Genomic DNA, 19,520 nt, shown 5'->3' on the forward strand with positions numbered 1-19,520 from the left:
CTTACAAACACATGATATTATTAGTAGATAGCGGATCGACAAAGACTGACTGGATCGCATTAAATGCTGAAGGTACCGAAATATTTCAAACACAAACTTTTGGACTCAATCCACAAGTTTTGTCTGCAGAAATCTTAACAGAGCGTATCATCAACAACTATGAATTGTACAAACATCGTCACGATGTTACTCACGTGCACTTTTATGGTGCCGGTTGTGGTACTCAAAAACCTAAGGAATTAATCCAGGGTGTTTTTGAAGATTTTTTTGATAAAGCACAGGAAATCGACATTAAAGAAGATACCTATGCTGCACTTTACGCTACTACTAGAAAAGATGAAGCCGGTATTGTTTGTATCATTGGTACAGGTTCTAACTGTAGTCTTTATGACGGTGAGAATATTGAGCAAAAGGTAACTTCATTAGGATATATCCTGATGGATGATGGTAGCGGAAATTATTTTGGACGTCAACTTTTGCGTGATTTCCACTTTAATAAGATACCTAAAGAGCTTGCCTATGAGTTTGCTAAGCAATTTGATTTAACGGCAGAAAGCATTAAAAATCATTTGTATAAAATGCCGAATCCTAATACGTATTTGGCGCAGTTTGCACGCTTTGTGATCACTAATAAAGACCACGAATACTGCAGAAAACTCATCCGTAAAGGGTTTAAATTATTTATTGAGCATCAAATTCTTCAGTTTGAGAATGCTAAAGAAATTCCGGTGCACTTTGTAGGTTCAATTGCATTTTATTTACAAGCTGAGCTGAAAGAATTACTTCAGGAGTATGACCTGAAAATTGGTAAAGTTCTAAAACGTCCTATTGAAGGATTAGTGGCTTACCATAAAAATTATATGATGGTGTAAGTACAACTACACCTATCAACATTAAAAAAGCCTGAACGCATCGTTCAGGCTTTTTTAATGCTATTTGGGCAAGAGCTTATTTTATGGCGATAACCGAAATTTCAACATTTACAAATTTAGGAAGGTTAGCCACTTCAACAGTTTCACGAGCCGGAGCGGTTTCTTCCTTAAAGAAAGTTCCATAAACTTCATTTACTTGTGCAAAGCTGTTCATATCGCTTAAAAAGATCGAGCTTTTAACCACATTTTCAAATGTGAGTCCGGCTTCGGTTAAAATAGCTTCTAAGTTTTGCATTACCATTTTAGTTTCCGCAGCAATATCTCCGCTAACGAGTTCGCCTGTTTTTGGATCTAACGGAATTTGACCACTTACAAAGAGCGTGTCTCCTGCAAAAACCGCTTGATTGTAAGGTCCTATAGGTGCCGGAGCATTGGTGGTACTAATGATTTTTTTCATGGTATTTGGTTTTTTAGATTGGTTTAAAGTTGCTGATCTGGCGTGCGGCGTTGCTCGTATTTCAGATCGCTTAAGACACTAGACTTAATTCCTATAAAGAAGTTCCACGAGGCATAGGTCCCAAATGGAGTCCAGGCAAATGTCATATTAAAACTCTCCAGATCTCGCGCAAAGCGCAACTGGGTGGGGGTAAATTTCCCGGTGGTAAGGTCAATACCAGACGAGGCCCCAACAAACCATTTTTCGCCAAGCTCCACATCGCCACTAAAGTTGATCGCGTGCGAAGTGATCATATTCTGGCGGGCTGCATTACCATAATTCACATTATAGTTTACCCGCAAATTCCACGGAATGGTATAATTGTACAATTCCTGTTCTTTATCAGGATCTTCGTCTGCGCCCTCGGTGTCGTTAAACTTGTTTTGCAATTGCCTGCTGTCTTCACCAAGTAAGTTATCGCGCCTCCCGCCATTACGAGCGGTCTGCGTGTTTTCATCTTCAAGATCGTCATTTTCTTTCCCAAAACTTTTACTGCTGAAGGAGTAACCAAAGTTAGCGCTCGCATTGGTCAGTCTAAACAGGCTTCCGCCATTGGCGATATTCAGTTTATCTATGCGTCGGTTGTTATTATTTAAAGCATAAGGGTCAAGCGTCATATTAAAGTTTACGCTTAGCTTGCTTTGAATGATCGGGATGGTCCCTCGTACCGAAACCGGACTTAGTTTTAAACTGTCTGCTAAAAAGTTATAGTTGGTTGAAATTGCTAAGTTGCTGATCAGGTCTATCTTTTTGGGCTCAATGGCGGTACTGTCTCTATCGCGCACTTTAGCTTCAACAGTGTTGTTTACGCTAAAGCTAATTCCGCTGGAGCTAAAATTACTGGGAGCTCCGTAGAAACCGCCTTCAAAACGAGAATAAGTCACCTCTCGTGTAAGATCGCCATTAGGATCATCTAGTTCAGGTGCTAAGAACGTCTCATAATATTGGTCAAAAGCCGGATTGTAATTGAAAGAGACCGAAGGTTTCATCGTATGACGGATAGCCTGAATCTTTTTATCGTCTCCAAAATTAGCCTGACCGTAAACCGTGGTTCCCACGCTGGTACTAAAATTATACGTATTAAAACGATCAAAACCATTAACGGTATCGAGTACGATCTCGCGGGTGGTGGGGTCAAAACGTTGATCAATAGTTTCAAAAACCCAGCTTTCCTGAAGGTTTGTACTCGCCGAAACACTAAAGTGTTTAAACAGTTTAAAGTTGGTCGTCACAGGGATGCTGTGACGCACGCCTAACTCAGCATCTCTAAACATTTGTGGGGTGAAAAATAAGCTGTCTGTCGTTTCAAAACGGTTTTCACCACTCATACTGTAGTTGAAGTTGATGTTTTGAAAAATTCCTTTTTTGCTTCCGGCTTTAGGAGCAAACGGGTAAATACGATCTACGTTAAGATTTACACTAGGCAAGGTCATATTTATAGCTTGCGTTTGTGTGTTTTGAGAGTGTCTCGCCGTAAGGGCTAAATTTACCTGCGGAACGGTTTGAAACGTCTTAGAATAAGACACCGAAGAACTCAACGTGTTAGTTAATCTACTCGCCGTATTATCAATGTTTGTCGACTGTTGAAAGTAATTACTACTTCCTAGGTTTACCGAAGCAGAAAATCTGGAATTAGGATTTGACTTACTATCTTGACTATGCGACCACTGAATGTTGTAGGTGTTGGTTTCAGAAAAATCAGGAAGACCACGTTCACTAGATAACAAACGCTCAAAACGAATGTTTACGTTACCACTAAACTTATAACGCTTTCTATAGGCACTGGCTGCGCGTAGCGCGTAACTTCCGTTAGTATAGTAATCACCCGTTAGCGTAAGGTCCATATAATCATTCAGGGCAAAATAATAACCACCATTTTGCAGAAAGTACCCACGCTCATTATTTTCTCCCGGAGAGGGCATAATAAATCCTGATACGCTGGTTTCCTTTTCCATAGGAAAATAAGAAAAAGGAACACCTAAAGGAATTGGGACGTCATATACAAACATATTGACCAACCCGGTAACGATCTTTTTATTGGGAACGAATTTTACTTTTCGCGCATAAAAATAGTACTCAGGATCTTCTTCATTTTCACTGGTAGTAAAGCGCACGTTTTTCATAAAAACAACCGAGTCGTTTACTCGCTTACTCACTTCATTTTTGATATAGAACTCTTGCTGCTGGGTACGCGAACCGTAAATAAGTGCTTTTTCGGTTTTAAAATTATATTTGATAGAATCAGGCTCAACGGTATTTGGGCCTTGAACAAAAACCGGAGGTTGCGTGTAGCCGGTAGAATCTGTTATACCTTTAGCAAAAACAGTATTGGTATTATTGTCCACGATGATTTGCCCGGCAGTAATAGTGATATCTGTGTAAGCAACCTGCGCTTCGTTGTAGAGGTAGAGTTTATTTGCTCTACGGTCAAATCTAGAATAATCGGTAGCGGTGTATTTAACAATATCGGTTAGCGCTTCGCGCGGAGCAACAATGCTATCTTGAGCGGTACTGTCTTGAGCGCTTTCGTCTGGCGTCTCAACCAGCAAGTTTCCTTTAGGAATGAGTCGGTTATTAGATTCTGTAGTATCTGCAGGAATCGTTTTTAGCGTATTAACCGGAAGTTCCTGAGCTTGTAAAGACCCATAGTAACTAAGGCTTAAGCCTAAAACTAGCAGTACTGAAAGGATCTTTGTTTGCAATGGGATTAATACTATTTTTGTAAATGTAAGGGCAATTTTCAAAGTGCCAAAATTACATCTATTTTTTAGAAGCCCTAAAGTTATACGCATTAAATATGGCGAAAGAAACTTTACAAATCTTCTGCATTTTAGAAATATGTTGAATAAAACTTTTAAGTACTCCTTAACGTGCAAAAATGATTTCTATTTATAAAATAGGAGCACTTGATTGACGTTACCCAAATATGAGAACGATAACAACCTATATATTAGTATTCCTTTTGGCAGTGACTGGGCAAAATATTTTTGCAAATAAAAAACCTGCTGACACTAAGAAATTTGTGGTAGTCATTGACGCCGGGCACGGCGGAAAGGATCCCGGGAAAAATGCTAAAGGAAATCTGCTGGAAAAAAACATCGCGCTTAAAATTGCCTTGTTAGTAGGAGAAGAGCTCCAAAAGCATAGCGATATTGAAGTGGTATATACCCGTAAAACCGATGTTTTTGTAGAACTCGCAGAGCGCGGCGCAATTGCTAACCGGGCAAATGCAGACCTGTTTGTCTCTATACATTGTAATGCTCATAATTCTCAGGCATTGGGTGCAGAAACTTATGTTTTAGGATTACACCGAAATAAAACCAATTTTGAGGTTGCTAAAGCAGAAAATGAGGTGATTTATCTGGAGGATAATTATGAGGAAAAGTATGCGCAGTATAACTTGAATTCGCCTGAATCTTTAATCGGACTTACTTTAATGCAGGAAGAATTTTTAGATCAAAGCATTCAGTTGGCGAGTTATGTTCAGGATAATTTCAGAGTAAAACTACACCGAAAGGACCGAAGCGTAAAGCAAGCAGGGTTCGTGGTTTTGCACCAAACCGTTATGCCGAGTATTCTTATTGAAACAGGTTTTATTACTAATGATGAAGAGGGGCGTTATTTGAATTCGTCTAATGGTCAAAAAGAAATTGCTCACGCCATCGCTGAGGCAGTAGGGAAATATAAAGACAATGTAAGCACCAATGATTTTCTGGGGATTACTAAGGTTGTTCCGGCGGTAGAGGTTAAAGATGTCATTGTAGACGATGCTATTTTTAAAGTGCAAATAGCCGCAAGCAGTCGCAGTCTGGATACGAAACCTTATAACTTTAAGGGGTTGAGAGGTATTCAGAAAAATAAAGAAGGTAAGTTGTATAAATACTATTATGGCGATACCTCTAACTACACAGAAATTGAACGGAAATTGCAGGAAGCAAAATCTAAAGGATACAAGACTGCGTACATCGTTGCTTTTAAAAATGGGATTAAGCAAAACGCAAATGAATTTATAAATAAAAGTTAGCGTGTAAAGCCTTAATAGAATTTATTCCTAAATTTGAGGCTCATCAAAAAAAAAATTACATTGAACATTTCTAGAGAAGTAAAAACAGGTCTTCTGGCAGTAATTGCTATAGCTCTGCTCATCTTCGGTTATAGTTTTTTAAAAGGGAACAACCTCTTAAATAACGACCGAACCTACTACGCAATTTACGACAATGTAGAAGGCTTGTCACAAGGCTCTAACGTTACCATTAACGGTCTTGTGGTAGGTAAAGTGTTGTCTATTGACTTTGCTGATTCTCGTGGGGATCTTTTAGTGACCTTTAATGTTCAGAATGATTTTCAATTTTCAAAAAACAGTAAAGCCCAGATTTACGGAGGTGGATTGATCGGCGGGAAAAACCTTTCTATCGTTCCTGACTATGAGCGCGGCGATGTTGCAGAATCAGGAGATACGTTGCAGGGGACTATTGACGAAGGTATTTTTGAGCTGGTTAATGAGCGCCTTACGCCATTACAAGCTAAAGTAGAAGAGGTGATCAATAGTACTGACTCTGTTCTCGTAGGTGTGTCAGATGTTTTAGATAAAAAAACGCGTAAAAATTTAAGAGAAACCATTGAGCAGATCAGTCAGACTGCGGCTAACTTTAATCAGGCGTCTAACTCGCTTAACAAGCTTTTAGCTGATAATGACCAGAAACTTACCCGTACGTTTACCAATCTTGATGAGATGTCAGCTAACTTTAATAAAGTGAGCGATAGCCTTTCAAAGGTTGATGTGAACGCTTTGGTGATGCGTATGGAAAGTGTATTGGCAGACTTTGAAAGCATTTCTTCAAAAATTGAAAATGGAGAAGGCACTTTAGGTCAGTTTATCAATGACGATAAAATGTATAACAACCTAGAGCGTGCTACCAAGCAAATGGAAGAATTGATGCAGGACATCAAGCTAAATCCAAAGCGCTATGTACATTTTTCGGTATTCGGGAAAAACCCGGGACCGTATGAAGAGCCCAAAGATTCACTTAGATAATTTCTATGCAGTATTTACCTAATATTTTGTTTGTAATTGCGCTCGCAGCAGGAGTTGGCTTTTTTGTATTCAATATTAAAAAGCTCATTCGCAACATTAAATTAGGTCGCGATGAAGACCGCACAGATAACAAAGCACAACGTTTTAAAAATATGGCTAAGATTGCACTTGGTCAATATAAAATGGTCGTGCGTCCGGTTTCAGGGATTATTCACGTTTTAGTCTATCTTGGTTTTATCATTATTAATCTTGAGGTTCTAGAGATCATCATTGACGGGATTTTTGGTACTCACCGTATTTTTAGTTTCTTAGGTGGGTTTTACGATTTCTTGATCGCGGTTTTCGAAATTTTTGCGCTTTTGGTTTTGGTAGGTGTGATCATCTTCTGGATCCGCCGAAATATCCTTCATATCAAACGCTTCTTGAACCGAGAGATGAAAGGTTGGCCCAAGTTAGATGCTAACCTCATTCTTTATTTTGAAGTGGTTTTGATGCTGTTGTTCTTGACGATGAATGCGGCAGACTTGACGTTGCAGACTAAAGGTGCTGAACATTATGCAAGTGCAGAAGGAATTGTAGGAGCCTTTCCTGTAAGTCAATTTATTGCGCCATTTTTTGAAAACTTAAGCATCCCTACGTTAATCGTGATTGAGCGTGCGGCGTGGTGGATTCATATTTTAGGAATTTTAGTATTCTTAAACTATCTCTATTATTCAAAACATTTACATATTCTGCTTGCATTCCCCAATACGTATTTTGCACGTTTAAAGCCGCAGGGACAATTTGATAATCTCGAGGCAGTGACCAACGAAGTTAAATTAATGATGGACCCTGAAGCTGACCCGTACGCGATGCCTGAAGAAGGGGCGGAAGATGAGGTACCGGCAAAATTTGGAGCTAGTGAAGCTACAGATTTAAGTTGGGCACAATTATTAAATGCCTATACCTGTACGGAGTGTGGTAGATGCACCAGCGAGTGCCCTGCAAATCAAACAGGAAAAAAGCTTTCGCCACGTAGAATTATGATGGCAACTCGAGATCGTATAGAAGATATAGGCAAAAATATAGATGCTAATAAAGGAACCTTTAAGGAAGACGGTAAACAATTATTAGATGACTATATTAGCCGTGAAGAATTATGGGCATGTACTACGTGTAACGCGTGTGTAGAAGCCTGCCCGGTAGGGATAAACCCGTTATCTATTATTATGGATATGCGTCAGTATTTAGTGATGGAACAGAGCGCTGCTCCTACTGATCTTAACAACGCGATGACTAATATAGAAAACAATGCAGCTCCGTGGCCTTTCAATCAGATGGATAGAGCCAACTGGATCTCTGAAAACTAGAAACCAACCAGTAAATATCAAAATAGAGAACTCATGAAAAAAGAGGAAGTAGACAAAATGTTAAGCGACAAACTGCAAGACGGCGAACACGTAAGCCCGGTTTTGCCGGAAGGAGTTAAAAACTACCTCATTGACATAGACGGTACAATTACAGAAGATGTGCCTAACGAAGAGCCTGAACGTATGGCAACGTGCAAGCCATTTCCAGATGCTTTGGCAACCTTAAACAAATGGTATGATGAAGGGCATATTATATGCTTCTTTACTTCTCGTACCGAAGAGCATCGCGAGGTGACTGAAAACTGGCTCAATGAGCACGGTTTTAACTATCATAGTCTTTTAATGGGAAAACCACGCGGTGGTAATTATCACTGGATCGATAATCACCTAGTACGTGCTACACGCTACAAAGGGAAGTTTACAGACCTAGTAGAAAAAGATGTAACAATTGAAGTATTTAAAGATTAAGTTCTTTAAAAAATAGCAAATATTAAAATTATGGCAGAAGCTATCAAGGTACCTACGATGGCAGAATATATGGCGCAAGGAAAGTCTCCAGAAGTACTATTCTGGGTAGGCTGCGCTGGAAGTTTTGACGATCGGGCAAAAAAGATCACAAAAGCATTTGTTAAGCTCTTAGCAAAAGCAGGGGTCGATTTTGCAGTATTGGGTACTGAAGAAAGCTGTACAGGCGATCCTGCAAAACGTGCAGGAAACGAGTTTTTATTCCAGATGCAGGCGGTGACCAATATTGAGGTTCTAAATGCATACGACGTAAAAAAAATAGTTACTGCTTGTCCACATTGTTTTAATACTATTGCTAATGAATACCCCGGTTTAGGCGGTAATTATGAGGTGTTGCACCATACACAGTTTTTAAAAACGCTTATTAAAGAAGAGCGTCTAACTGTAGAAGGAGGAAAGTTTAAAGGAAAGCGTATAACCTTTCACGATCCGTGTTATTTGGCACGCGCTAATCGCATTTACGAGGCGCCTCGTGAATTGCTTGAAAAGCTTGAGGTAGAACTAGTAGAAATGAAGCGCTGCAAGACTAAAGGCTTCTGCTGTGGAGCCGGTGGGGCACAAATGTTTAAAGAGCCGGAGCCAGGAACTAAAGATGTAAACATCGCACGTACCGAGGAGGCACTAGAAACAAAGTCTGAAGTTATTGCTGCGGCTTGTCCTTTTTGCAACACAATGATGACCGATGGGGTTAAAAACAAAGAAAAAGAAGATGCTGTTGCGGTGATGGATATTGCAGAAATGATCGCCTCAGCCGAAGATTTATAGAGCAGAAATGTTCTAATTTTTAAGCCACTCTCAGACAGAGTGGCTTTTTTAGTTTTACTATTCAGATAACTACAGACTTTATATTGGTATTTTGAGGTTCTAAGCCTTCAATTTCAGAGCCTTTTAACACTATCTGTTTTAAAGAGACCTTGAATAAATGTTAAGTTTGTGAGACTAAATATCACGTATTTTATGTTGACTCCATTTTCAGAATTATCAGATACATCAAGACTTTGGATTTACCAAAGCGACCGCAAATTCACCGAAGAAGAACTGCCGCTGCTTCAGCAGTATTTATCAGCTTTTTTAGAAAAGTGGACGGCGCACGGTGCAGCCCTGAATGCAGGTTTTGAGATCAAATATGACCGCTTCATCATCATCGGTCTTGATCAAACACAAAGCTCAGCCAGCGGATGTTCTATTGATGCTCAGGTGCATTTTATTCAAGAGCTTGAAAAAGAATTTTCGGTGACCTTGCTTGATAAAATGAATGTAACCTACATTCAGAATGATCGTTTGCACTTTAAACCTTTAGCAGATTTTAAAAAGATGGCTAAAGATGGCGCTGTTGGCAAGAAAACCATAGTATTTAACAACCTAGTGAATACTAAAGAAGAATATTTAGATCAGTGGGAGGTTCCTGCAATAGAAAGTTGGCATAGTCGTTTCTTTTAATAACTAATGCTCAAATTTTTAATTCCGTAATCGGGGAAAAAGTACATATGCTAAGAGATCGTTTTATACTGGGAGTAGTCCTTTTACTTACAATATCCTGTTTTTCACAAACTAGAAATCCGCTTATCGCTAAAGACTTAACAGAGCAGCAAGCTTGGGTTGATAGTATTTACGACGGGATGACGTTGAAGGAAAAAATAGGGCAGCTTTTTATGGTTGATGTTTTTTCTAGAGATCCCAAATCGGTAACCGATGCGGTAAAAACACTGATCAAGAAACATCACATAGGCGGACTCATTTTTTCAAAGGGTGGCCCGGTTCGGCAAGCCAAACTTACTAATGAATACCAAGCCTTGAGCAAAGTGCCGTTAATGGTTGCTATGGATGCCGAGTGGGGATTAGCGATGCGCTTAGATTCTACTTACGCGTTTCCTTGGAATATGACCTTGGGAGCGATCAAAGATGATAAGCTTGTTGAACAGGTAGGAAGACAAATAGGCTTGCACAGTAAGCGTATGGGAGTTCACATCAATTTTGCTCCGGATGTGGACATCAATGTAAATCCTGAAAATCCTATTATTGGGAATCGTTCTTTTGGTGAAGATCGGGATAATGTAACAGATAAAAGTGTCGCCTTTCTTCGGGGGATGCAGGGAGTTGGAGTTTTAGGAAGCGCAAAACATTTTCCCGGGCACGGAGATACCAATCAGGATTCGCATAAAACCTTGCCAACAATTCCTTTTTCGCGCAAGCGTTTAGATTCCATTGAAATGTACCCGTATAAAAAGGTGATTGACGCTGGGATCGCAAGTATTATGGTTGCGCATCTTAATGTTCCTGCTTTAGACAACCGAGCTGGATATCCCACATCGTTATCCAGCAAGGTAGTGACTGGTATTCTTAAAGACAGCTTGGGCTATCAAGGTCTCATTTTTACCGATGCCCTTAATATGAAAGGTGCTTCTAATTATGACGAGCCGGGAGAAATTGATTTAGCTGCTTTTAATGCAGGGAACGATATCTTGCTGATGAGCGAGAATGTGGCCAAAGCTATTGCCAAAATCGAGGAAGCCTATACTAAGGGTACGATTACAGAAAAACGCTTAGCACGTTCTGTAAAGAAAATACTATTTGCCAAGTTTAAAGTGGGGCTCAATAACTATGAGCCTATTGCGATGCAAAACCTGTATCAGGATTTGAATAGTCCTGAGGACGAAGTAGTGTATCGCAAAGCTATGGCTAATGCGCTGACGGTCCTGAAAAATAATCAGGCCATTCTACCGGTCAAGAATATTGAAGATAAAAAAATCGCTTATGTAGAGCTGGGCGATGATAGTGGCGCTCCGTTTTATATTGCGCTTCAGAAATATGCTAAGGTGACAAAAATTGAAGGAGCTTCGGCATCTGACTATGTCACCAAGTTAACAGATTTTAATTATGTGATTATCGGTTTTCACCGATCTAATGACAACCCTTGGAAATCTTATAAGTTCACAGCAAGAGAAGTGGGTATTATTGAGGCTATTGCTGCCGCAAAACCAACGGTTTTGGATGTATTTGTTAGACCTTATGCGTTGTTTGATCTAAAAAACACAACCAATCTAGAAGGGGTGGTTATGTCGTATCAAAATAGTACGATAGCACAAGATTTGAGTGCGCAGCTTATTTTTGGAGCGATCGAAGCTAAAGGAAAATTGCCGGTTTCTGTGGGGACTGATTTTAAGATCAACACCAGTTACGAGACTGGAACATTACGCCGCTTAAAATACGGTATTCCGGAAGAAGAGGGAATGGACTCTCAAAAGCTCAATAGTATTGAAGGTTTGATGAAAGAAGGCCTTACCGATGTGATGTTTCCGGGAGCTCAGGTCTTGGTCGCGCGTCATGGAAAGGTGATTTATGAGAAAGCTTTTGGGTATCATACCTATACAAAGAAGCAACCCGTGCAACTTGACGATGTGTATGATTTGGCCTCAATGACCAAAATTCTGGCTACTTTACCATTGCTGATGAAGCGCTATGATGAAGGTAAATTGACCTTAGAGGACAAGCTGGGGACGCTTTTGCCTGTTTTACAAGGAACCAACAAACAAAGCATTACCGTTAAAGAAGTGTTGTCGCATTACGGCAGACTCAAACCGTGGATCCCTTTTTATAGAGCCACTTTTGATGATTCAGGGGCTTTATCTAAAGCGTACTACCGCACAAGACCAGAAGAAAATTTTGATCTTAAAGTAGCCGAAGATCTCTACCTACGAAATGATTATCCTGATACGATCGTAAAAATTATTGCAGACTCAGACCTTTTGAGTCGCCGTGTCTATAAATACAGCGATCTGTCTTATTTTTTATTTAAAAAGTATTTAGAAGACTCCGAAGGAGATGACCTTAACGGACTCACGCAAAAGTATTACTACCGTTCTTTGGGAGCCAATAAAATGGGGTATAAACCATTAGATCGTTTAGCAAAAAAGGACATTGTACCTAGTGAGAATGATAACTACTGGCGTATGCAGCAAGTGCAGGGCTATGTACACGATATGGGCGCCGCTATGGAAGATAACATTGGTGGCCACGCCGGTCTTTTCAGCAATGCCAATGACGTGGCCAAAATGATGCAGATGTACCTGCAAAATGGCTATTACGGAGGTAAACGCTATTTTTCTAAAGAAACGATGGATGCGTTCAATACTTGTTATTATTGTAGTAATGGTGTGCGCAGAGGTGTAGGTTTTGATAAGCCTCAGCTGGGAACCGCCGGCCCTACTTGTGGTTGTGTAAGCGACAACAGTTTTGGACATTCTGGATTTACAGGAACTTTGACTTGGGCAGATCCTAAAACCGAAATCATCTATGTTTTTCTTTCTAACAGAACCTTTCCTACCGCAGATAATCGCAAATTGATCTCGTCTAGTTTGCGCACACGCATTCAAGAAGTCATTGAGAATGCGGTAATTCCATAGCCCTGGTTTTCAGATTAAGATTACCTACTTTTTCTAGTACTTAATGGCTGAATAAATTGGTATTTTTACGTCATGAAAATAGCTATAGTTTGTTATCCTACTTTTGGAGGAAGCGGCGTTGTCGCTACCGAATTAGGAATTGCGCTCTCTAAGCGTGGTCACGAGGTGCATTTTATCACCTATAAGCAACCGGTTCGCCTTGATTTACTTAACGAAAAGATCTTCTTTCATGAAGTAAATGTCCCGGAATATCCCTTATTCCATTTTCAGCCTTATGAGTTGGCGCTATCCAGTAAATTAGTCACTATTATCAAGGCCTACCATATAGATGTACTGCACGTGCATTACGCCATACCGCACGCTTATGCCGGGTATATGGCTAAAAAAATGCTTCAACAGGAAGGTATTACGATCCCAATGGTAACTACACTCCACGGAACGGATATCACTTTAGTAGGAAATCATCCGTTTTACAAGCCTGCGGTAACTTTTAGTATTAATAAAAGCGATGTAGTGACTTCGGTTTCTCAAAGCTTAAAAGATGATACGAATCGGCTATTTGATATCAAACGTAAGATTAAGGTGATTCCTAATTTTATTGATTTAAGTACGGTTAAAAATACATTTACAGATTGCCAACGTGGCTTGATGGCCAGTGAAAATGAGCGCATCATCACCCATATTAGCAATATGCGGGAGGTAAAATGTATACCTGATGTGATCAAGACGTTTTACCACATTCAAAAGGAAATTCCATCTAAACTTATTATGGTAGGAGAGGGGCCGGAACGCGCTCCCGCAGAAACTTTAGCCGAAGAATTGGGCATCGCTACAAAGGTGATCTTTTTGGGCAATAGTAATGAGATCGATAAAGTATTGTGCTTCTCAGATCTATTTTTACTTCCTTCTAAAGCCGAAAGCTTCGGTCTGGCCGCATTAGAAGCCATGGCTCACGGAGTTCCGGTAATTTCATCAAATGCCGGCGGACTTTCAGAAGTAAATATCAATGGAGTTTCCGGCTTTATGAGTGCTGTAGGAGCTGTTGAAGAAATGGCTCAGAATGCTTTACGTATTTTGAGTGCTGATGCAGACTTAGCACGTTTTAAGCAACAAGCACGGGAACAGGCAGCGAATTTCGCGATCGAAAAAATCGTGCCGATGTATGAGGAAGTCTACGAGAAAGCCATTCAAAAAAATGAGCCGAAGAAAACTTCGGTTTCCTAATCTAAAGGTGTGTAGCCATAAACTACACGTTAACGCTATCAGTACACTACCTGAAGATAAACTTAAGAGGCATAGCTTGGATACAAATTTTTAATTGCGAGTTTTAAGTCTTAGAATATAGAAGTTTTTGACAGTGCCAAAAAAAAAATCCCGCTCGATAAAGCGGGATTTTTTATTCGGTTCAATATGTTTTATTAGAACTGATAACGTATACCTAATGCAATATCAAAATCAAGATCGTCATTGTCATAATAATCATTTCCGTCACCAAAACCTATCTCAGGTCTGAAATCAAGTGATAACACTAACGGAATGTCAAAATCATACTCAATACCTATGTCACCAGCAGCAAATACAAAGGTATCATCGTCATAGCGATTGTCGTCATAACCATATGATGCAAGACCACCACCTACACCGGCATACCAGTTAAAACCACCGTCAATATTCCATACCCATTGGTACAAACCGGCAAGTTTAAACCCATCGTAGTTGTCTCCATCTCTCAACCCAAGGTCAAGCTCTAAACGGTTGTTTCCGCCAAGTGCACGCTGATACGAAATTTCAGCACCAAAACCGTCACTGTCTCCTAATCTAAGTCCTAACGCGTTAGGAGCAATATCCTGTGCTTGGGCAGAAAATGAAAATCCTGCGATAACTACAAAAGCTATAAGTAATTTTTTCATAAGTGTTTTTTTTAAATGTTAGTACTGCAAATGTAATCTTGAATAGCATCAGTGTTTACAGGGGTTGCGCCAATATTTTGTTAAGCTTGTCTAAGGTTTTGTTAACGATAAAGACCGGTAATAGTTGTACCTTTAGCCTATGATTACACATCTCACAGAAGCGCTAACTGAACTTAAAGAATCCCTTGACGGCGATTTATTTTTTGATGATTTGCATAAAACCTTGTATGCGACTGATGCATCAGTTTATCGTCAAATTCCCGCTGGTGTTGCGTTTCCTAAAAGTGAGCAGGATATACAGCAGCTTATTCTTTTTGCTGAAAAAAATAAGATTGGTCTTATTCCGCGTACGGCCGGGACTTCTCTTGCAGGACAGTGCGTGGGTGATGGTCTTGTGGTAGATGTGTCTAAATATTTTACTGAAATAATTTGGTTAGACGTTCAGAATAAAACGGTTACCGTTCAACCGGGTGTGATACGCGATGAGTTGAATCGCTATCTTGAACCACACGGTTTATTTTTTGCACCGAATACTTCAACCTCAAACCGTTGTATGATCGGTGGAATGGTGGGTAATAATTCTTCAGGAACTACTTCTATTCAATATGGCGTAACACGCGATAAGGTGTTGCAATTGAAAACCATTTTAAGTGATGCCAGTACCGTACGTTTCCAAGAAATTTCAGCAAAAGCATTCCATAAGAAACGCAAGCTGAATACGCTTGAAGGAAAGCTGTATAGCCGAATCTACAACCAACTCAACAATGCAAAAGCGCAAGAGGAAATTCGATCTAAATTTCCCAAACCTGAAATCCATCGCAGAAATACAGGTTACGCTTTGGATGCTTTGCTTGATAATTCGGTTTTCAATAAAGAAAGCGAGCAGCTGTTTAATATGTGCAAGTTGCTTTCGGGAAGTGAAGGGACGCTCGCATTTACCACAGAAATTACGTTGCAATTAGACGAACTTCCTCCAAAACACGGAGTGATGGTCGCGGCGCATTTTGAAAGTATTACGGCCTGCCTAGAAGCTGTAGTGCCCGCGATGCAACATAAGCTGTATGCGTGCGAGATGATGGATAAGGTAATTCTTGATTGTACTCTTAATAATCGGGAGCAGCAAAAAAACCGCTTTTTTATTGAAGGCGATCCTGCTGCGATCTTAATGCTAGAAGTGCGTGCAAATACGCTAGACGATGCGCGCAAACAAGCTTTGGAATTAATTGCAACCATTGACAATTCTGGTTTGAGCTATGCTTATCCTACCCTTGAAGGTTCGCAAATAAATCAAGCTTTGGAATTGCGAAAAGCGGGTTTAGGTTTATTAGGAAACATTGTAGGCGACCGTAAGGCGGTAGCCTGTATTGAAGATACCGCCGTGGCATTAGAAGATCTTGCGCCTTACATTAATGAGTTTAGCGCGCTGATGGCCGACTTTAAACAGGATGCGGTGTATTATGCGCATGCAGGTGCCGGAGAGCTGCATTTGCGACCTATTCTTGATTTAAAGAAAGCAGATGATGTGGAGCTTTTTAGAAAGATTACCACCGCAGTAGCAAACTTGGTTAAAAAATATCAAGGTTCGATGAGCGGCGAACACGGCGACGGACTCGTGCGTGGGGAGTTTGTAGAACTGATGATTGGCAGTGCCAATTATGAGCGTTTAAAGCAGATAAAGACACTCTTTGATCCACATAATATTTTTAATCCCGGAAAGCTGGTGAATGCTAATCCGATGGACGAGAACCTGCGCTACACTCCAGATCGAGAAGAACCGGAAATAGATACGCTGTTTAACTTTGACGATAGCCAAGGAATTTTACGCGCAGCAGAACAATGCAACGGTACGGGCGATTGTAGAAAACTACCGGCTGCCGGCGGCACGATGTGTCCCAGTTATCGCGCTACACGCGATGAAAAAGATTCCACGCGTGGAAGAGCAAATGCCTTACGCGAATTCTTAACCAAATCTGAACGTAAAAACAGTTTTAACCATAAAGAGTTAAAAGAGGTTTTTGACCTGTGCCTAAGCTGTAAAGCTTGTGCGAGTGAGTGCCCCAGTAATGTGGATGTCGCAGCCTTAAAAGCCGAATTTGAATATCAATATAAAAAAGAGAACGGGAGTTCGCTACGCACACGAGCGTTTGCATTTAATGCTTATTTAAATAAAGTAGGAGCAGTGCTTCCGGGGGTTACTAACCGCTTATACAAAGCTAAATTGAGTGGAAGATTTATCAGGAAAACACTCGAAGTTGCTCCAGAGCGCAGCCTTCCGCCGGTATCTAAACGAACCCTGAGAGCGCGTTTTAAAAAATTGAAAGCTTTCAACCCTAAACAATCGATCAAGACAGTCTATTTATTTGCCGATGAGTTTACCAATTATCTGGATGCTCAAATTGGTGAAGACGCCGTGATCTTATTACAGCGACTCAATTATGAAGTGCGTATAGTGGCGCACGCCGAGAGCGGCCGTTCTTTTATTTCTAAAGGTTTTTTGAAGGAAGCGCGCAAAGCTGCTCAAAAAAACATCACTATTTTTAAAGATCTTATTGATGAGGAGCATCCTTTAATCGGAATTGAACCCTCAGCGATTTTAGGCTTTCGGGATGAATATTTGCGTTTGGCAAAAGACGTTGAGGAGGCAAAAGCTTTAGCTAAAAACACCTTTACTATTGAAGAATTTTTAAGTGCGGAAATCAAAGCAGAACGCATTAAAGCGACTTCCTTTACCACCGAAGCCAAAAAACTGAAGATTCACGGGCATTGCCATCAAAAGTCCTTAAGCGGAATAGAACACACCTTTTCCGTTTTAAACCTTCCGGTAAATTATACGCCTACGATCATTCCGTCTGGTTGTTGCGGAATGGCAGGATCATTTGGATATGAAAAGGAACATTATGCGTTGAGTATGCAAATAGGAGAGCAAACCTTGTTTCCTGCGGTACGCAAGGCTTCAGAAGATACGCTCATCGCCGCGCCCGGTACGAGCTGTAGGCATCAAATAAAAGACGGGACACAGCGCCAAGCACAGCATCCCGTTACTATTTTAAAAAATGCATTGGTTTAGATTTCTAATAAAACAGAAAAAGTTACTCCTTCTTCTGGTAAGGTTTGAAAGCCTTCATTCAGGTTTTCTTGTGCTACTGCGTATGGATAGAAGCTTACCGGTTCTACACAAACCATATTAGTGACTTCGGTCCACAGCATAAAATTGCCAAAACCTTCAGACTTAAGTGTGATCGATTTTTCGTCGTTGAGCGTAATTTCAGTACAGTCGGGCACTTGAAAGGCTCGGCTTCCTACCGCCATAATTTCGGCTAAGGAAATCTCTTTGTTAGGATGGGTTACCGTAGGTTTTTCGGTACGCAATTTAAAGGCAGGATGATACCCCAGCATGAAAGGCATTTCCGGTTCTCCACTAATGACGAAATCAATTGTAAGCCCATTTTCACTAAGACTGAATTGCTTTTTAAACACAAAATCATACGGCCAGCTCAGCCATTCTTCCGTAGATTTTTTAGGGAATTTCGAATTTTTAATCTTGGTTCCCGCAGTATACTGTTTTTCAAAAACCGCTGTGGTGGTGGTTGAAGAAGTAAGCGTGTAAGTGAGTTCGCGCAACAATCCGTGTTGATCTAGGATAGCCTCACCTTTGGGCGTTTTTACTTTAAAATTGGCTTCGTCTGTAGGGCCGATTATAGGAAACATCTCATCGTCAGATTTTCCCCAGCCGGGACTTCCCACTTGGTGAATATACTCATAGTCGTCTTTCTTAAAACTTGAAAGTTGACCTTTATCAATGCTTACGTTAAGGTTGTTTAGTTGTAGTTGTGTCATTTTAGTTCAGCTTTTCTAAGGCGTTATAATAATCGAGATGTAAATCTTCGTGTAAGGCTCCGATCTTTTTATGAATGTATTCCAGTTGGCGTAAATACAAATTACGCAACGTATTGTTATTGCGAATCGCAGGGCGTACGGCTTGCATTTTTTCACAGAAATAAAGCAAAAGTTGTACTTCGGTCTCTTTATTTCCCGAATAACGGATGTACTTCTTGGTCTCGCGCAAAATCTTTCTGATCGACTTTTTCATCCAGTAATAATTTCGCGTGTTGAGTGCTTCAAACTGCTCATCGATGTTTTCTTTGATAAGCGTAACGTAACCCGGTTCATAATCTGATTCAAAAAGCAAATAGGTGAGCAGTTCTTTGTTCTCTTTTTTGAATTTTGAGAGCCTTAAACAAATGTTGAGAAGTTCGTCTTCATCTTTGTGTTTGAGTTCTTTTTTTAACTGCGTAACCGTAGCTGCTTTCATATCTGCAAGTTAACCAAAATGCTGTTAAAGCCCGTTAATACTTGGGTTTTAAACGCTAAAATATATCTAAAGTACTAGGATGCGGTGCCGTTGATGCCTACTTTTAGACTAAACAAAAAAAAGAAAAATAATTATGAAATTTTCAAGAAAAGCATCAGCAAACTGGAAAGGGCAAATCAAAGCAGGAATGGGAACCATTTCTACTGAAAGTAAAGTCCTAGACGCATCAAAATATGGTTTTGCAACTCGTTTTGAAGACGGAAAAGGAACAAACCCAGAAGAATTGATTGGTGCTGCACACGCAGGTTGCTTTACGATGCAATTGACCGCATTTTTAGGCGAAGAAGGCTACACTGCCGAAGATCTAAAAACGGACGCTAACGTAACTTTTGAGGATGGTGCAATCACCAAAATCGACTTGACCTTAGTAGGTAAAGTACCGGAATGTGACGCAGAAACCTTTAAAAAGATCGCAACCAAAGCAAAAGAAAATTGCCCGGTCTCAAAATTGTTAAATGCTGAGATCAGTCTTGATGCAAGCTTAGAAGAATAACAAAATCTTCAATATAAATTTAAAACCTCCCCACCGGGAGGTTTTTTTATGCGTAAGAAGCAAAG

Annotated in this window: 16 protein-coding genes; 11 read left to right on the top strand and 5 right to left on the bottom strand. The window is 40.3% G+C overall.

Features of this window, described 5'->3' with window-relative positions; translation table 11 throughout:
* Positions 1-11 precede the first annotated feature (11 nt).
* A complete protein-coding gene (locus BUA96_RS15295; RefSeq protein WP_072984565.1) occupies positions 12-872 on the top strand; it encodes a BadF/BadG/BcrA/BcrD ATPase family protein in 861 nt (286 codons plus the stop codon).
* A gap of 76 nt (positions 873-948) precedes the next feature.
* Here the strand turns inward: BUA96_RS15295 and BUA96_RS15300 are convergent, their stop codons facing one another.
* Together BUA96_RS15300 and BUA96_RS15305 are read right to left on the bottom strand one after the other, a co-directional pair.
* On the bottom strand, positions 949-1,329 hold the full coding sequence (locus BUA96_RS15300; protein ID WP_072984567.1) for a RidA family protein: 381 nt from the start codon (positions 1,327-1,329) through the stop codon (positions 949-951).
* A gap of 23 nt (positions 1,330-1,352) precedes the next feature.
* Positions 1,353-4,160 carry a putative LPS assembly protein LptD gene (locus BUA96_RS15305; protein WP_072984569.1) on the bottom strand — a complete coding sequence of 936 codons (2,808 nt, stop codon included), beginning with the start codon at positions 4,158-4,160 and terminating at the stop codon, positions 1,353-1,355.
* 134 nt (positions 4,161-4,294) lie between these two features.
* Here BUA96_RS15305 and BUA96_RS15310 point away from each other — a divergent pair, with 134 nt between their 5' ends.
* From BUA96_RS15310 to bshA, 8 genes are all read left to right on the top strand, one after another.
* A complete protein-coding gene (locus BUA96_RS15310) occupies positions 4,295-5,392 on the top strand; it encodes an N-acetylmuramoyl-L-alanine amidase family protein (RefSeq protein ID WP_072984571.1) in 1,098 nt (365 codons plus the stop codon).
* 60 nt (positions 5,393-5,452) lie between these two features.
* The gene (locus BUA96_RS15315; RefSeq protein ID WP_072984573.1) at positions 5,453-6,403 is read left to right on the top strand and encodes an MlaD family protein; all 951 of its coding nucleotides are present in this window, start codon (positions 5,453-5,455) and stop codon (positions 6,401-6,403) included.
* Between the two features lie 5 nt (positions 6,404-6,408).
* The gene (locus BUA96_RS15320; protein ID WP_072984575.1) at positions 6,409-7,752 is read left to right on the top strand and encodes a 4Fe-4S dicluster domain-containing protein; all 1,344 of its coding nucleotides are present in this window, start codon (positions 6,409-6,411) and stop codon (positions 7,750-7,752) included.
* A gap of 33 nt (positions 7,753-7,785) precedes the next feature.
* The gene (locus BUA96_RS15325) at positions 7,786-8,220 is read left to right on the top strand and encodes an LNS2 domain-containing protein (protein ID WP_009779419.1); all 435 of its coding nucleotides are present in this window, start codon (positions 7,786-7,788) and stop codon (positions 8,218-8,220) included.
* A 30-nt stretch (positions 8,221-8,250) separates the two neighbouring features.
* A complete protein-coding gene (locus BUA96_RS15330; RefSeq protein WP_072984577.1) occupies positions 8,251-9,042 on the top strand; it encodes a (Fe-S)-binding protein in 792 nt (263 codons plus the stop codon).
* A gap of 192 nt (positions 9,043-9,234) precedes the next feature.
* The gene (locus tag BUA96_RS15335) at positions 9,235-9,717 is read left to right on the top strand and encodes an ABC transporter ATPase (protein WP_072984579.1); all 483 of its coding nucleotides are present in this window, start codon (positions 9,235-9,237) and stop codon (positions 9,715-9,717) included.
* 47 nt (positions 9,718-9,764) lie between these two features.
* Entirely contained in the window at positions 9,765-12,680 is a 2,916-nt protein-coding gene (locus BUA96_RS15340) for a serine hydrolase domain-containing protein (protein WP_072984581.1), read from the top strand.
* 72 nt (positions 12,681-12,752) lie between these two features.
* Positions 12,753-13,904 carry an N-acetyl-alpha-D-glucosaminyl L-malate synthase BshA gene (gene bshA / locus BUA96_RS15345; protein ID WP_072984583.1) on the top strand — a complete coding sequence of 384 codons (1,152 nt, stop codon included), beginning with the start codon at positions 12,753-12,755 and terminating at the stop codon, positions 13,902-13,904.
* Positions 13,905-14,098: 194 nt separating this feature from the next.
* Here bshA and BUA96_RS15350 read toward each other — a convergent pair whose 3' ends face one another.
* Positions 14,099-14,590 (bottom strand): hypothetical protein, encoded by a 492-nt coding sequence (locus BUA96_RS15350; RefSeq protein ID WP_072984585.1) that lies wholly within the window; start codon positions 14,588-14,590, stop codon positions 14,099-14,101.
* Positions 14,591-14,729: 139 nt separating this feature from the next.
* Here BUA96_RS15350 and BUA96_RS15355 point away from each other — a divergent pair, with 139 nt between their 5' ends.
* Positions 14,730-17,657 (top strand): FAD-binding and (Fe-S)-binding domain-containing protein, encoded by a 2,928-nt coding sequence (locus BUA96_RS15355; protein ID WP_072984587.1) that lies wholly within the window; start codon positions 14,730-14,732, stop codon positions 17,655-17,657.
* Here BUA96_RS15355 and BUA96_RS15360 read toward each other — a convergent pair.
* Both BUA96_RS15360 and BUA96_RS15365 read right to left on the bottom strand, forming a co-directional pair.
* The gene (locus BUA96_RS15360) at positions 17,654-18,427 is read right to left on the bottom strand and encodes an aldose 1-epimerase (RefSeq protein ID WP_072984589.1); all 774 of its coding nucleotides are present in this window, start codon (positions 18,425-18,427) and stop codon (positions 17,654-17,656) included. The two genes, BUA96_RS15355 and BUA96_RS15360, sit on opposite strands and share 4 nt — an antisense overlap.
* 1 nt (position 18,428) lies before the next feature.
* A complete protein-coding gene (locus tag BUA96_RS15365) occupies positions 18,429-18,902 on the bottom strand; it encodes a hypothetical protein (protein ID WP_072984591.1) in 474 nt (157 codons plus the stop codon).
* 133 nt (positions 18,903-19,035) lie between these two features.
* Here BUA96_RS15365 and BUA96_RS15370 point away from each other — a divergent pair, with 133 nt between their 5' ends.
* Positions 19,036-19,455 (top strand): OsmC family protein, encoded by a 420-nt coding sequence (locus BUA96_RS15370; protein WP_072984593.1) that lies wholly within the window; start codon positions 19,036-19,038, stop codon positions 19,453-19,455.
* Positions 19,456-19,520: the final 65 nt, after the last annotated feature.

This window comes from Leeuwenhoekiella palythoae, from assembly GCF_900130045.1.
GTDB classification, from domain to species: Bacteria; Bacteroidota; Bacteroidia; order Flavobacteriales; family Flavobacteriaceae; genus Leeuwenhoekiella; species Leeuwenhoekiella palythoae.